This is a genomic window from Marinobacter caseinilyticus, from assembly GCF_011074955.1.
GTDB classification, from domain to species: domain Bacteria; phylum Pseudomonadota; class Gammaproteobacteria; order Pseudomonadales; family Oleiphilaceae; genus Marinobacter; species Marinobacter caseinilyticus.
This window is the reverse complement of the sequence record NZ_WUQJ01000012.1, coordinates 32,081-46,655: the sequence shown is the minus strand read 5'-3', so window position 1 is coordinate 46,655 and position 14,575 is coordinate 32,081. Positions and strand designations below refer to the sequence as shown.

At 54.7% G+C, this 14,575-nt stretch carries 10 protein-coding genes; 6 read left to right on the top strand and 4 right to left on the bottom strand.

All coding sequences use genetic code 11. The annotated features are described in order from the left end of the window. Nucleotides 1-15: 15 nt before the first annotated feature. The 3 genes from epmB (at nt 16) to GRX64_RS04820 (ending at nt 5,405) form a co-directional block, all read left to right on the top strand. Complete coding sequence (gene epmB, locus GRX64_RS04830; protein ID WP_166264205.1) at nt 16-1,062, top strand: EF-P beta-lysylation protein EpmB; 1,047 nt, start codon at nt 16-18, stop codon at nt 1,060-1,062. 248 nt (nt 1,063-1,310) lie between these two features. Then, the gene (locus tag GRX64_RS04825) at nt 1,311-3,131 is read left to right on the top strand and encodes a GTPase (RefSeq protein ID WP_166264203.1); all 1,821 of its coding nucleotides are present in this window, start codon (nt 1,311-1,313) and stop codon (nt 3,129-3,131) included. Between the two features lie 189 nt (nt 3,132-3,320). Beyond that, nucleotides 3,321-5,405, top strand: a complete 2,085-nt coding sequence (locus tag GRX64_RS04820; protein WP_166264201.1) for an EAL domain-containing response regulator — start codon at nt 3,321-3,323, stop codon at nt 5,403-5,405. Here the strand turns inward: GRX64_RS04820 and serB are convergent. Together serB and parC are read right to left on the bottom strand one after the other, a co-directional pair. After that, nucleotides 5,399-6,607, bottom strand: coding sequence for a phosphoserine phosphatase SerB (gene serB, locus GRX64_RS04815; RefSeq protein ID WP_166264199.1), 1,209 nt, complete (start codon nt 6,605-6,607; stop codon nt 5,399-5,401). The genes GRX64_RS04820 and serB overlap by 7 nt on opposite strands. After that, nucleotides 6,600-8,894, bottom strand: coding sequence for a DNA topoisomerase IV subunit A (gene parC / locus GRX64_RS04810; protein ID WP_166264197.1), 2,295 nt, complete (start codon nt 8,892-8,894; stop codon nt 6,600-6,602). The genes serB and parC overlap by 8 nt, the downstream gene beginning before the upstream one ends. Before the next feature lie 400 nt (nt 8,895-9,294). Between parC and GRX64_RS04805 the strand changes: the two genes are divergently transcribed. Continuing rightward, nucleotides 9,295-9,543: a hypothetical protein gene (locus GRX64_RS04805; RefSeq protein ID WP_166264195.1), complete on the top strand. Its 249-nt coding sequence runs from the start codon at nt 9,295-9,297 to the stop codon at nt 9,541-9,543. Between the two features lie 112 nt (nt 9,544-9,655). Beyond that, on the top strand, nt 9,656-11,293 hold the full coding sequence (locus GRX64_RS04800; RefSeq protein WP_166264193.1) for a methyl-accepting chemotaxis protein: 1,638 nt from the start codon (nt 9,656-9,658) through the stop codon (nt 11,291-11,293). A 175-nt stretch (nt 11,294-11,468) separates the two neighbouring features. Here GRX64_RS04800 and GRX64_RS04795 read toward each other — a convergent pair whose 3' ends face one another. Together GRX64_RS04795 and GRX64_RS04790 are read right to left on the bottom strand one after the other, a co-directional pair. Beyond that, nucleotides 11,469-12,050: a YceI family protein gene (locus GRX64_RS04795; RefSeq protein ID WP_166264191.1), complete on the bottom strand. Its 582-nt coding sequence runs from the start codon at nt 12,048-12,050 to the stop codon at nt 11,469-11,471. A 79-nt stretch (nt 12,051-12,129) separates the two neighbouring features. Continuing rightward, entirely contained in the window at nt 12,130-12,678 is a 549-nt protein-coding gene (locus GRX64_RS04790; RefSeq protein ID WP_166264189.1) for a cytochrome b, read from the bottom strand. A 621-nt stretch (nt 12,679-13,299) separates the two neighbouring features. On the opposite strand from GRX64_RS04790, the gene GRX64_RS04785 reads away from it, so the two are divergent. After that, nucleotides 13,300-14,568 carry an EAL domain-containing protein gene (locus GRX64_RS04785; RefSeq protein WP_166264187.1) on the top strand — a complete coding sequence of 423 codons (1,269 nt, stop codon included), beginning with the start codon at nt 13,300-13,302 and terminating at the stop codon, nt 14,566-14,568. Nucleotides 14,569-14,575 lie beyond the last annotated feature (7 nt).

The window sequence follows — 14,575 nt, the reverse complement described above, 5'->3', positions numbered from 1 at the left end:
AGTCGAAAGCCCGTTATGATACAGCGAACCCCCACTCTGGTAGAAGCCCACCAGTCAGATATCACCCAACAGAGTTGGCAACAACTCCTTGCAAACTCCCTGACAGAGCCTCGGGCTTTGCTGACACAGTTGGGCCTGGACCCAGACCAGTGGCTGCCTGGCGCCACTACTGGCCACGTTTTATTTCCAATTCGCGTCCCACAACCTTATCTCCAGCGAATCGAGTACGGCAACGCTCAGGATCCCTTGCTACGGCAGGTCCTGCCACTGGCGGAGGAAGGGGCGACCGTATCCGGTTTCGTTCGCGACCCGCTACAGGAAAAAATCGCATCCGCCAGCCCTGGGTTGATACAGAAATACCGTAGCAGAGCGTTATTGATGGTAACGGGCCAATGCGCCATCAACTGCCGATACTGTTTTCGTCGCCATTTCCCGTATGACGATCACCGGCTGTCCCCGCAGGATCGAGATCAGGTCATTGAATCACTGACCGCCGCACCTGAAATCAACGAGGTTATTTTCAGCGGTGGCGATCCACTGGTCGCCAATGACCGACTGCTTGCCCGCTGGGCTAACGATATGGCCGCCATCCCGCACATTAAACGACTGCGCATCCACACCCGATTACCGGTCGTGATTCCACAGCGAGTGAATGATTCATTGATAAGCTGGCTGTCAGCCAGCCCGTTGCAGAAAGTGGTCGTTTTACACATTAACCATGCCAATGAAATTGACGCATCGGTTCGGCAGGCACTGGCCAGACTCCGCGCCTCAGGCGCTACACTGCTGAACCAGAGTGTCGTTTTAAAGGGCGTCAACGATTCCAGTCAGGTGCTCGCGAATCTCAGCGAAGCGCTGTTCGACGCGGGCGTGCTACCTTACTATCTGCACGCGTTTGACCCCGTTGAAGGGGCGCACCATTTTGACGTCAGTGACAACCAGGCGCGGGCCCTGGTGAGAGACTTGCTGGCCACGCTACCCGGCTTCCTGGTGCCCAGACTGGTGCGAGAAGTCCCGGGTAGAGCAGCAAAAACACCATTGGACTTGTATATCGACGGCTAGAGCCATAAATTAACTCAATATTCAAGGCAATATGTTTCAAGTTTGTGAAAGATTGTCAACTTGAAGGGTGCTGGCTTTCTGTCAGCGCTTTGCTACTTTACAGTTCATGAACGTTGACCATAAAAATCTGTAATTCAGGCGCTTTCCAATCGTTGCGAACAGGACCACAACGTTATGAAGCGGCTTCAAGGGCGAACGTTGAAAATCCAATGGCGTATTCGCCAGCCCAGTTACCGGCATACACTTGAATGGAAGGCATGACTCTGAAACCCGACCTGACCGTACCAGAACAGAAAATTGGCAGCCTGTCGTTCTGCGAAACCTCGTCGAAGGGATTCAGAGAATGGGCCAGTCATTTGCCCATGGCCAATATGGGGGAAGCCTCGAAACAGCTTTACCATGCCATTATCGAGCTGAATCAGTTAATCATCGCTCCTGCCCAGCGCATACAGCTGCTCGAACTCATACGGCCTAAAATTCACTTCGTCTGTGGCGAGCTGGCGCGTCATTACCTGGGTATGGCCATCGCCCTGCCCGACAAGCAGCGCAAAATCGCCAATCTGTCCCAGGCACTTCAGCTTCACCTGGCCAGCGGTTACAAAACCTGCATCCAGGAACTCGTTGATGCGGGCAACATTGACAGAAACCGGAAATCGCTTGCACTCAGTTGTCACCGGGCCCTGTCGGATCTTGGCGCAACGATTGTGCGAGCGCACCAGCTTTACTGCCCAAGCCCTGCGAGAAGCTGGTTGGAATGCCACCACATATACCGCTTTGCTCACCTTAACAAGCTGGTCGACATGCCCGTCGATGACAACATGCTGAGCCACCGCAAGAGCAGCCTGGTCGGCGATGCCTACAAGCGAGTGCTGCTGTTGGGTTGCGCACGCCCCAACCAGCTTCGACAAAACGAGCTCATGCAGGCGTACGAATTGTTTGAGGTCTGGACAGACCTGGTCGTGTGCCAACCCACGTTGTCCGAGTCCGCGCTGTTCGTAATCAACATGGAGCGGGATTCAGCGCCGATTTATCGAAGCCTGCTGCAGCAAGAGCCCAACAGTGACTGTTTTGGTTTCGATACCACAGAATTGTCCGAGCGCATCTCTGAGTACCTGCATGCCCGGACCGAACGCAGGCAGCCAGAGCATGAAGCCCGAATTGCCCTGCCCGCGGCGGTTACTGACACCCTACTGACACACCTGTCTCAAGCACTGGGCATTCTGACCAAACGCAACTTCAACCGTATTACCAGTCAAGGTCGTCTTGAAATCTGTGTGGGCCTCACCGCCGCCCACTACTTTATCGCCGGCAATAAAAGCTTCAATCAGTTCGTTGCGGGCAATGACTTGCAGCGTGACGAGGATGACACGAATCAATTTCTCAGCAGCTCCCGTCGCAAAAACGATCCCTGGGCCGGGGTCGCGGATGCAGCGCCCATTGAGGATGCCATGACGTCAGCCGACGTGCCGATCACATTTCGAGGTAGCGGAGGCTCTGCGGAGAACGGCCTGCCGGACAAGCACCAGCCAAAGTCCTATCAGACGCTGCTGATCAACACCAGCCCCGGAGGCTATTGCGTTGGCTGGGAGTCGGAGGTGCCTCCGGCGTTGCAGGCAGGTGAGGTATTGGGCGTGCGGGAGCAATCCTCGCACCCCTGGAGCGTGGCGGTTGTACGCTGGATTCGCCAGGCACGAAACCAGGGCACGCAGGTGGGCGTTGAGCTATTGGCCCCCAGCGCCTCACCCTGTGGCATCCGCCTTATCCAGAAAGTGGGTAACAGCAGCGAATATTTACGCGGTTTGCTGCTGCCGGAAATCAGTGCTGTCAATCAGTCCGCGTCCCTGATTACACCCCGGCTACCCTTCCAGACTGGCAGCCGCATCACCATGCTGCACGATGGACGAGAGGACCAGGGGCAACTCTCCAGTCGTGTCTCCGCCACCGGCAGCATCAGTCAGTTTGAGCTAAAGCTTCAGAATCAGGGTTTGAATACCGCTTCCAGCCACGTGCCCCAATCGTCTGGCAGCGCGAGCGAGGACGAATTTGATTCGCTCTGGCCATCGCTGTGATGCCGCAACGAAGCTAAAATTTGGCCGACCTTCACACAAGATGGCGCGGTAGCACTGCCTTTAGGGTTGTTATTGAACATTATCCCCTGCATCATTCACCCACTGTGAAAGAGCACACGGCTGTCCTCTGTTTTGCGGCCGATTCACTCTCATAACAACGAACAGCGTATTGCGAGAGACCTCCCTGGAATGCAGAAAAAAAACGCAACGGTTCACCTGCTGATACTGGACCCGTCCCAAAACGACGCCGAAACCCTGATCAGCCTCCTTCGAAATGCCGGGCATGCCACTCGAGCGCACCGGGTAACCTCTCAAGAAGATCTTGAGGAAGCAATAAAAACCAGCAACTGGGATTTATTGCTGGCCCGTGACGTCGAGCAAGAATTCAAACCCGAAGATGCACTCGGAATGATCCGTCGACTCGATAAAGATATACCCTTTATTCTGCTGACCGAAGACTTCGGTCGAGACCGCACGGTGGCTTTCATGAAGGCGGGGGCGCAGGACACGGTGCCATTCGGGTACAGCGACCTGGTGATTCTGACGGCCAAACGCGAACTGGCTGCGCTGGATGAACGTCGCAAGCGCCGAACGTTGGAGTCACATCTGCGAGAAGCTGAGCAACGCTGCCAGCTGTTGCTGGAAAGCTCAAAAGACGCCATCGCGTATATCAACGATGGCATGCATATTTATGCAAACCAGTCCTATATGGATTTTCTCGGCTACGACGACATTGACGACTTGATCTGCATCCCCTTGCTGGATACGCTCGCCAGTGAGAGCCAGGTTCCCTATAAAGACTTCATGAAGTCCTTCGCCGAATCCCAGACCGATGGGGTCTTCATGAATGGTGTGGCCCGGCGCAGTGACGACACCGAAATACGCATTAAAATGAGCGCGTCCTCCGCGACTTACGACGGTGAACCCTGCACTCAGATTGTGATTCAACCGGAACAGAACGACGCCGAGCTGGAAGAGAAACTGCGCAAGATCAGCAGTCAGGATCTTCTGACCGGACTGTATAACCGGCAGCATCTGATGGACGCACTCAGCAAGGCCATTGTCACGGTTGGCGAAAAACATCAGGACGGCGCTCTGGCCTACATTGCTCTGGATGAGTTCATGGCGATGAAGAGCCAGGCAGGCATTGCCGGCGCGGATCTTGTACTGGGCGACCTCGCTGCCATACTTCGGGACCAGGTTGACGAGCAAATGACCCTGGCTCGTCTCAGCGATGATGCCTTTTGCATTCTTGCGCAGCCTTGCGAAGAAAAGCGCTTAGCGGACGTCTGCGAGAACATTCGTAAAAAAGTGGAAGACCATCTGTTTGATGTCAGCGAACGCACCGTGCAATTAACGGTCAGCATCGGTGTGGCGGCGATTACTGAAAACAGCCCCAAGGGCTCTGACTTGATGAGTCGTGCGTATACGGCTTCAGCCGAAGTGAGAAAACTGGAAGGCCATAACGCCGGCAACGGGGTGGTGGTATACAATCCGGCTCAATTTGAGAGTCTGGACGACGACAACTCCATCGAAGCGATTCAAAAAGCACTGGATGAAAACCGCTTCCGCCTATTATTCCAGCCCATCATCAACTTGCGTGGTGAAGGCGAGGAACACTACGAAGCTCTGGTGCGCATGTTGGACAAAGACAACGAAGATGTCTCGCCATACGATTTCTTGCCGCCCATGGGGCCCTCAGACATGGCCAGCAAAATTGATCGCTGGGTCATTCTGCAGACCATAAAACAACTGGCAGGACATCGCTCAAAGGGGCATGACTCACGGCTATTTCTCAACGTCACGGGTGAGACGGTGCAGGATAAAACCTTCACCTCGTGGCTGAGCGTGGCGCTCAAAGCGGCCCGGTTACCGGGTGATTCGCTGATTTTCCAGATTCGTGAAGGTGATGCCAACAGCTACACCAAGCAGGCCAAGGAATTCTCGCGCTCATTGCACGAGCTTCACTGCAAAGTGTCAATTTGCCAGTTCGGCTGTGCCTTGAATCCGTTTAATACACTGAAGCACGTCGACGTGGATTACGTGAAAATTGACGGCTCGTTCACGGAGGAAATCCAGAAAAACGAAGACGCGAAAGAGCGAATCAAGGAAATGGTGAAATCGCTGCAAAGCACCGGCAAACTCACCATTATCCCGCTGGTTGAAAACGCCGCCGTACTAGCGACGCTGTGGCAGGCCGGGGTCAATTACATTCAAGGCTACTATCTGCAGGCGCCCGTACCAGAGATGAATTACGACTTTGGCGATCAGTGAGTATCGCTTTCCCGAAAGCCAATCAGGTACAGAATCGCATCCAGCCCCAGCGTTGAAATGGAGTGGCGAGCGGATTCTTTAACCACGGGCTTGGCACGAAACGCAACGCCAAGTCCCGCCTGGCTGAGCATGGGAAGGTCATTTGCACCATCCCCAACGGCGATTACCTGCTCGCGCGAGACATTCTCGCGAGCGGCTATCTCCTTGAGTAACTCCGCTTTGCGCTGACCGTCCACAATCCGACCCGAAACGCGCCCGGTGACTTTGCCGTGCTCGATCTCCAACTCATTGGCGTAGACATAATCGATGCCCAGCACTTGCTGGAGATGCTTGGCAAAATACATAAATCCACCCGACAGAATGGCAGTGCGATAGCCCAGTGATTTCAAGCGACGCACCAAGTCCTCCGCACCCTCGGTCAGCTTCAGGCGCTCCGCAATAGACTCCAGCACGGATTCATCCAGTCCCTTCAGCAAGGCCAGACGTTCGGCAAAGCTTTGACCGAAGTCCAACTCCCCCTGCATCGCCCGCTCGGTAATTTCAGCGACCTGATCGCCAACGCCCGCTTCCCGGGCCAGCTCGTCTATAACTTCCGCCTCGATCAGGGTCGAGTCCATATCAAACACCACTAACCGACGGTTACGGCGGAAAATGGAGTCCTCCTGAAATGCGATATCGACGTTCATTTCCCCGGCAATGTGCAGGAAATCAGAGCGCAATTGCTCCGGATCGGCGGGTGAGCCGCGCACTGAAAATTCGATACAGGCGATACGATTGTCGGAAGCCGTCAGGGAAGGCCGCGCCGACAGCCGGGTAATGTTGTCGATGTTCAGGCCATGACGCGCGGTGATCGCAGAGACCCGGGCTATTTGCTCTGCTTTGATATCACGGGACAGCAACGTCACGATGTAGCAGGCACGGTTTCGACCCGCCGCCCACTGTTGGTACTCTGCCTCGGTAATAGGGGCAAACCGGACCTGCAGATCGAGCGCGTGCAGACGAAACAACAGTTCCCGGATCACCAGTGACGCCTGCGACTCATCCGGGATTTCAGCCAAAATGCCCCAGGTCAGGTGGTCGTGAATAACCGCTTGCCCAATATCCAGAATCCGAACGTCAAAGCGCCCCATAATACCGGTAATCTCCGACGTCAGACCGGGCTTATCCCGGCCGGACACGTTCATCAGGACCAGTTCACTCACTGTCTTTGTACTCCTCGTAGACTTCCGGTGTTGCGGCACTCACTACATCAATGCCGTCCACCCGCTGAAGCCCGCGCGGCAATTTATGCCCACGACGGCCCCGCTCCCCCAGGTAATGCTCGAGGTCACCGAAGTGCAGGTTCATCTTGCGCTTACCCGCTCGAATCTGGAGTTGATCCGACTGGCCGAAGACCGCCACCGAGACCACATACTCCTCGCGATTCTGTACTCGCGCCGACGGAATGCTGATGATTTTGTTGCCCTTGCCTTTGGCCAGTTCAGGCAACTCGCTGAGCGGGAAGACCAGCATCCGGCCTTCATTGGAAATGGCCGCCAGATACAAGAGGTCGTCGCTCCGTGGCACCATTATCGGCGCCATGATGCGAGCACCTTTCGGCACGTTGACCAGCGTCTTGCCGTTACGATTCTTGCTGATCATTTCCTCGATAGCGGTAACAAAACCATAGCCTCCATCGGTCACCAACAACACTTTTTCAGCAGGCTCGCCCATCAGTAGCCCGGCAAAGGTCGCCCCCGACTGGGGGTTTATGCGGCCCGTCAGCGGCTCGCCCTGGCCCCGCGCCGAAGGCAACGTATGGGCGAGCATGGAATAGGCCCGACCGGTTGAATCGAGGAAAATGGCCTGCTGGTTGTTGCGGCCACGCGCCGCCATCGCAAAACGGTCGCCGGACTTGTAGCTCAGTCCCTCGGGCTCAATATCATGGCCCTTTGCAGCCCTGACCCAGCCTTTGTCCGACAACACCACGGTCACCGGATCATTAGACACCAAATCAAGTTCGCTGAATGCTTTGGCTTCTTCACGTTCCACAATGGGTGAGCGGCGGTCATCGCCATAAGTCTCTGCATCGGCCTCAAGCTCGGATTTGATCAGCGCTATCAGGCGCTGATCAGAGCCCAGAATGGATTGCAGTTCGTCACGCTCGGCGGCCAATTCATCCTGCTCGCCGCGAATTTTCATTTCTTCCAGTTTGGCGAGATGGCGCAGCTTTAACTCAAGAATGGCCTCGGCCTGGTCTGGCGACAGCCCAAACCGCGCCATTAATTCGGCCTTGGGCTTGTCCTCGGTGCGGATGATCTCAATGACTTCGTCAATGTTGAGATAGGCAATCAACAAGCCTTCCAGCAAATGCAGCCGGGCCAGAATTTTATCGAGCCGGAACTGCAGTCGGCGGGTCACCGTGGTACGACGATAACTCAACCACTCGGTCAGGATGGTATGCAGACCCTTCACTGCCGGCCGGCCATCATTGCCGATGACGTTAATATTGACCCGATAGGTTTTTTCCAGGTCCGTGCTGGCAAACAAATGCGTCATCAGGCCATCGAGGTCAACCCGGTTCGATCGCGGAATAATAACCAACCGTGTGGGGTTTTCATGATCAGACTCGTCTCGAAGGTCACCGACCATGGGGAGTTTTTTGGCCTGCATCTGCTGGGCGATTTGTTCCAGAACCCGATTGCCGGATACCTGATGGGGCAGATCGGTCACGACAATCTCACCGCCTTCGTTAACCCAGCGGGCGCGCATCCGCAACGACCCCCGACCGGTCTCGTACATTTGCAGCAAGTCTTTGCGCGGCGTAATGATTTCAGCGCTGGTCGGGAAATCCGGTCCCTTGATGTGTTCGCATAGCTGCTCAACGGTGGTGTTGGGCACCTCCAACAACCGTATACACGCGGTTGTGACCTCTCGTACGTTGTGAGGTGGAATGTCCGTCGCCATGCCCACCGCGATACCCGTGGTGCCATTCAACAGCACGTGAGGAAGGCGCGCGGGCAATGTAGAGGGCTCATCCATGGTGCCATCGAAGTTTGGCACCCAATCCACGGTGCCCTGCCCCAACTCACTGAGCAGCGCATCGGCAAACCGCGCCAACCTTGACTCGGTGTAACGCATGGCCGCAAACGACTTGGGATCATCGGGTGAGCCCCAGTTGCCCTGGCCATCCACCAGTGGGTAACGATAGGAGAACGGCTGCGCCATCAACACCATGGCTTCATAGCAGGCACTATCGCCGTGCGGATGGAATTTACCGAGCACATCGCCCACTGTTCGAGCGGACTTTTTATATTTGGACGTCGACTTCAGACCCAGCTCCGACATGGCGTAAACGATGCGCCGCTGGACCGGTTTCAGCCCGTCGCCCACATTGGGAAGTGCCCGATCAAGGATGACGTACATCGAGTAATCAAGGTACGCCTTTTCCGTGTAATCTCTCAGCGCAACCCGTTCAAACCCTTCATCCGTTGTCTGAAACTCTGCCATGTGGGCCTCTTATTTTCTGTTGTGAGTTCTGTTTGCTACCCGCCGGTAACCTTTCAGGGTGCTCATTATATGGAGCCAAGGCGCTGGACACCAATCTCTTACCCAGGAACCTCAGAATAAGTCTGTTGGTGATGCCGGCCCGCCCCGGTCAACGTTTCGCAACCTGGCAACAACCGTCTGTTTTCAAGACGGGCCATTACCGGCGAGCGGCCCCACATTGATAACGCAAAACCCAGAAATCCAGGCCCTCAAGGCTCGCCGAATTGCCAACAGACTTATCCGGCGCTTCCCGCCCTGTCTTTTAAATAGCGGAATTCCCGCATGGAGAGACGGTAACCCTAGCCGTATGCTGACACCAACTGTAGATGACCGTTTTCCACTTCAGAATCAGCGGAGTCCTATGAAACGCAACCTGAAAGCCTGCGGGCAAGCCATGGTAACTGCAATGGTCAATGCAGTGCTTGCACTGGTACTTATGTTGCTCGTGGAGTTCGCGATCAGTGGCAGGTTTCAAATGCCCGCACCCTACTTATGGGCTGGGCTGCTGATCTGGCTGGTTATTTTTACCGCTCAGTTCTGGCGCCAGCGCCACCTGTGCAAGTCCTGCCGGCCCGAACACCCGAACGCCGAGCCGAACAGTTCCCCCTGATTTCGCCGATACAATCGCCATGAACGATCCTGCGTGTTCACCAACGTGACTTTGGTTCCGCACATGCTATTATTTTGTTCACGATCCTACTTGGTAGTTTAGGAAAGCACTCATGGCGCTTACACCATCGCTCGGACTCAGAACAAAAATTGCCCTACCCTTCGCCATTTCAGCATCCGCTCTTATCCTTATAGGCCTGTTCAGCACCTACACCTCTAACAACCTGATCTCCAATACCGATGCGGTTGCGGATCGATTTCTGCCCGCGTCAAGCGCCGTGCTGAATGCCGACCGAGACCTCTATCAGGCGCTGGTTGCCCAGATGGCCTTCATTACAGCAATGGCCAACAACGCGGACGGGCAATCCCTGACCAACGATTTCGAAGAAAACTCGCAACAGGCGTTGGACCGGATGAACAAGGCAGAGGGTCTGCTGAAAGGCACCAAGGTCTCGCAAGAACTGGACGGGTTCGATGCGGCGTACTCTGCCTGGAAAAAGCTCGCAACCACTTCAATGCAACTGGCCCGTGACGGCCAGAGTGATAGCGCCAGCGAGTTGCTCAATGGTGACTCCAGCGCGGCCTTTTCCACCCTCAGGGACTATTACGACCGCGTCGGCGGGCTGGCTGACAGTGAGGCGGCAGAGACAGCACGACAGGCCTCCACTGAAGGTCAGCGCAGCGGAATCATCACCCTGGTTATCACTGCCATTGCAGTCCTCGCCAGCATTGTACTGTTTACTGTCTTCCTTAAGTTGATCATTGGTTCAATAAACACCATTCGTCGGCAACTGGACAATATCGCGGAAGGTGAAGGCGACTTGAACAAGCGGGTCCCCGTTGAGAACGACGATGACCTGGGCAAGCTCGCCAGCAGCTTCAATCGTGTTCTGGCGAACCTTCAGAACATGATCGCATCCATACAGCAATTAAGCGATAAGTTAGGTGAGGGTGCACAAAATCTGGAGACAGCCGCTAAAGACAACAATAAGGGCGTTGAGCGCCAGACCGACTCGATCTCAATGGTTGCAACCGCCATCAACGAAATGCAAAGCGCTATTGAAGAAGTGGCCGGAAACGCCTCCAGGGCGGCAGAGATCGCAAGGACAGCCCAGGATAACGGCGACAACGGGGGCAAAATCATACGCAATTCGTCTGAACAGGTCAGGCGGTTGGCAGGCCAGATCGCCACGGCCGTAACGGTCATCCGCCGGTTGTCCGATGACTCTCAGAATATTACTCAAGTGCTTGATGTGATTAGGGGGATTGCAGAACAAACTAACTTGCTGGCATTGAATGCCGCCATTGAAGCCGCGAGAGCCGGAGAGCAGGGCCGGGGTTTTGCCGTTGTTGCGGACGAAGTCAGAACGCTGGCACAGCGCACCCAGAAATCGACAGCAGATATCCAAACCATGATCACCACTTTGCAAACGGGCGTGGCCGAGATTGTGTCGGTGATGGAAACAGGTAGTACAGAAGCCGAGGAAACTGAAAAGTTATCAGCCCAGGCCGAGGTGGAGCTGGTCGCTATCACTGAGGCTATAACCCACATCAGTGACATTAACACCAGTGTTGCATCGGCCACGGAAGAACAGACTCAGGTCGTCGACGAGATCAATCGAAGTATTACCGATATCAACGACCTCGCCACAGACAGCGCCAAGCGGTCGGGCGATATTGACCGAATTAGCGATTTGCTTGCTGATTACGCCAGCGAACTGAAGACACAAACAGGTCGCTTCCGAGTCTGAGCTGGAAACGACTTGCCTGGCCTGCCGGGCTCCTTCCCAACATCGCCCCCCCCACAGGGAGCCCCGTCGAAGGCATGTATCCGTGGCTGCTGGCTTTAGGCAACACCCGTGGATCCACAACTTGGTCGGGCAGCGCTACTCGCTGCCCGACCACCATTTCCAAACCGGCAATGACTTACTGCCGCACACCTTCCACCGAAATGATAATTTCTACGGTTTCTGACGCCTTACCGAGCTCCGTCGGTATACCGAAGTCGGCCAGTTTAAGCTCGGTTCCAGCTTCAAAGCCCATCCGGTAGCCGCCCCATGGGTCCGCACCGTGACCGATCATGTCAACGTCCAGAGTCACTTCCTTGGTCACACCGCGAAGCGTCAGATCACCGACAATGGTAGCTTCGTCACTGTCCGCCAGGTTTACTTGTGTGCTCGTGAAGGTCGCCTGCGGAAATTCGCTGACATAAAGAAAATCTTCACTGCGCAAATGCTTGTCACGTTCGCCATGATTGGAGTCAACCGTAGAGGTATCGATCGTGACCTTCACTGAACTGTTCCCAGGGTTTGCCTCATCATAGACAAACTGACCATCAAAACTGTTGAAACGACCATACAGCCAGCTATATCCCAGATGCGATATTTTAAAGGTCACAAACTGGTGTTGTCCCTTGGTATCAAAGTCGTAGGTACCGCTGTGTTCGGTGGCCTGTACTGCGCCAATCATCGCGATCGACAAAACCGAGGCTAACAGTTGCTTCTTCATTCAAACATCTCCTTAACAAGCCCTCATGGGCTTGGGTTGCACTAATGATGCAGCTCTCCGCACCTGGGTAAACGCCCGACTATCCCTGCCCTAACATTCGCCGGAGCGTATCGTCTTTATCTAAAAAATGGTGTTTCAATCCTGCAATCGCATGGAGCGTTGCCAGTGCCACGAGCGCCCACGTTGACCAGTAATGCACGGCGGCCACGGTTTCTTCTACAAATCTCACGTTCCCGGTCACGGAAGGCACCTGGCCCCAGTTGAAGAGTTCAATGGCGGACCCGTCGGCGGTGGAAATCAAATACCCGCTAACCATGGCCGTTAACATCAGCACATACAACACCCCGTGCATCAGATTGGCCGTCAGGACTTCCCAGCGTTTGTGCGTTGCCAACGCTGCAGGTTGCGCATTCAGCAAGCGCCAAACGATTCTGAATATCACGGCGGCAAACAGCAGCAGCCCGACGCTTTTGTGCAGGTGCGGCGCGGACCGGTACCACTCGTCGTAGTAAGTCAGGTCTACCATGTAGTAACCGAGGCCGAACATGCCAAACACGGCAAGCGCTATCAGCCAGTGAAGGCTGATGCTTACAAAGCCGAAACGATCGACCGAGTTGCGTACCTGCATGGACGAATTCCTCCCTGTGCTGCCTGCACGGTGCGTAAAAAATTAAGTGTATGAACCATCGACTAAAATGCCAATCGAAATGTTTTGGATAGCATGATCAGAAAAACTGATGCTTGACTTTTGTCGCATACGGGTATTACGGATTGAGGGGATTCATCGGAATGATAAACTGAATGCATACGTAAGGTGACACCGGCTTTAACCGGTAGACGGAATCTCGGTCTCGGTGGAAAGGTCGAACATGCACCCATTCAATTGAATTCATATTAGGGAGAGGCAAAATGGAAGTTGAATTTGACGAAAGCGTCGTCGTACCCAGCAACAACTGATTGTCGATTGCCAAAAGACCGAAAAGACCTGTTCTGACTCGGTCTTTTTTGTCGTGTAAGCAACGCCCCCAGGGTCAGCGCAAGCAAGACCCACTTCCGTATTTTCCCGCGCTTTACAATCAGTTACACATGAACCACTGGTAACATTTCGGGTTATTTGGCATCATTACCCCGGTCGTGTTCATTCAATCCGACCACCACGACCCCACTGTATTTAGTGTAAACCAGGCTGGATAGCCATCCCCCAGCAGGGTCATCTGGCGAATTCGTCCAACATTTCCAGTGCCGAGCTATGTCAAAATACTTGCCTGATCGAATGGCAGACCCTGAATTCGACCTTCTCAGCCCAATGTTGACCGAGCACGAGCACGGCTGGAGCGCAAGCTTCCAGGGCCTGACCCTCAGAACCGCTTTACAACCGATTTTTAGTATTTCCCACAAACGGGTAGTTGGCTACGAAGCACTCATCCGCGCTTTTGATAACGACAATTCCAGCGTTCTGCCGCTGCATTTATTTCAGTTACCGACCAGTGAACCCGAAAACGTATTACTTGATCGGCTGTGTCGCTATCTCCATGTTAAAAATTATTCGGCGCTGGACGACCAGATCAATTGGCTGTTCTTGAACATCTCGCCCAAAGTGGTCGCCAATGGCCGGCAATGTGACTCCTTTTTTGGCAAGTTGCTCAGGCAAACCGGCTTACCACCCCATCGGATTGTGGTCGAAATTGTTGAACAACCCACCGACGACTCCCAGCAACTTCGGGATACGGTCGCTTACTACCAGCAGCTCGGTTGCCTCACCGCCATCGACGACTTCGGCGCGGGCCATTCCAATTTCGAGCGTGTCTGGAATCTCTCACCCGACATCGTCAAGCTTGACAGAACGTTGCTCACGCGAGCCACAGCGGACAAAAAAGCACGCCAGATTCTCAACGGTATTGCCTCGCTACTCCATCAGTCTGGCTGCCTGGTATTGCTGGAAGGGGTTGAAACGAAAGATCAAGCAATGATTGCCATCGATGCCGGTGTGGATTTTGTGCAGGGGTTCTACTTCAGTCGGCCCAGCATTGAGCTGCAGGAGATGACCACCGTCGGCACCAACCTTGAACAGCTGCTGACCGACTACAAAAGCAGGAGCCGCGTCCAACTGGACCCAACCCAACAGATCACTGACTTTTTCAGCAGCTACTTCCAGAGTGCCGTCAACAAACTCAGGTTTGGCAACAACCTTGAGCAAAGCTGCGTTGAACTGCTGGGGCACCACTCGGTATCACGATGCTACCTGATTGATGCCAGTGGCGTTCAGGTCGAGAAAACACTGATCTCCCGCTCCATTGCCAACACACTCGACCCGCGCTTTCGTCCACTTGAAAACACCGTCAGTGCCGACTGGTACCGCCAACAGTACCTGAAGCAGGCCCTTGCCCAACCCGATCACATCCACGTCACACGTCCCTACCTGTCGATTGCAGGAGCCCACATGTGTGTGACGTTGTCCCTTGCCTATTACCAGCAAGGTGCCCTGCGCGTGCTTTGCTGTGATGTGCTGGCCCAGTAGTACGCCA

Excerpts from the sequence above, each read along its gene's own strand:
- GRX64_RS04805 (WP_166264195.1), top strand. The coding sequence starts at position 9,295 with ATGAAACGCAACCTGAAAGCCTGCGGGCAAGCCATGGTAACTGCAATG.
- parC (WP_166264197.1), bottom strand. The coding sequence starts at position 8,894 with ATGGCAGAGTTTCAGACAACGGATGAAGGGTTTGAACGGGTTGCGCTG.
- GRX64_RS04825 (WP_166264203.1), top strand. The coding sequence starts at position 1,311 with ATGGAAGGCATGACTCTGAAACCCGACCTGACCGTACCAGAACAGAAA.
- GRX64_RS04800 (WP_166264193.1), top strand. The coding sequence starts at position 9,656 with ATGGCGCTTACACCATCGCTCGGACTCAGAACAAAAATTGCCCTACCC.
- GRX64_RS04820 (WP_166264201.1), top strand. The coding sequence starts at position 3,321 with ATGCAGAAAAAAAACGCAACGGTTCACCTGCTGATACTGGACCCGTCC.
- GRX64_RS04790 (WP_166264189.1), bottom strand. The coding sequence starts at position 12,678 with ATGCAGGTACGCAACTCGGTCGATCGTTTCGGCTTTGTAAGCATCAGC.
- GRX64_RS04785 (WP_166264187.1), top strand. The coding sequence starts at position 13,300 with ATGTCAAAATACTTGCCTGATCGAATGGCAGACCCTGAATTCGACCTT.
- GRX64_RS04795 (WP_166264191.1), bottom strand. The coding sequence starts at position 12,050 with ATGAAGAAGCAACTGTTAGCCTCGGTTTTGTCGATCGCGATGATTGGC.
- epmB (WP_166264205.1), top strand. The coding sequence starts at position 16 with ATGATACAGCGAACCCCCACTCTGGTAGAAGCCCACCAGTCAGATATC.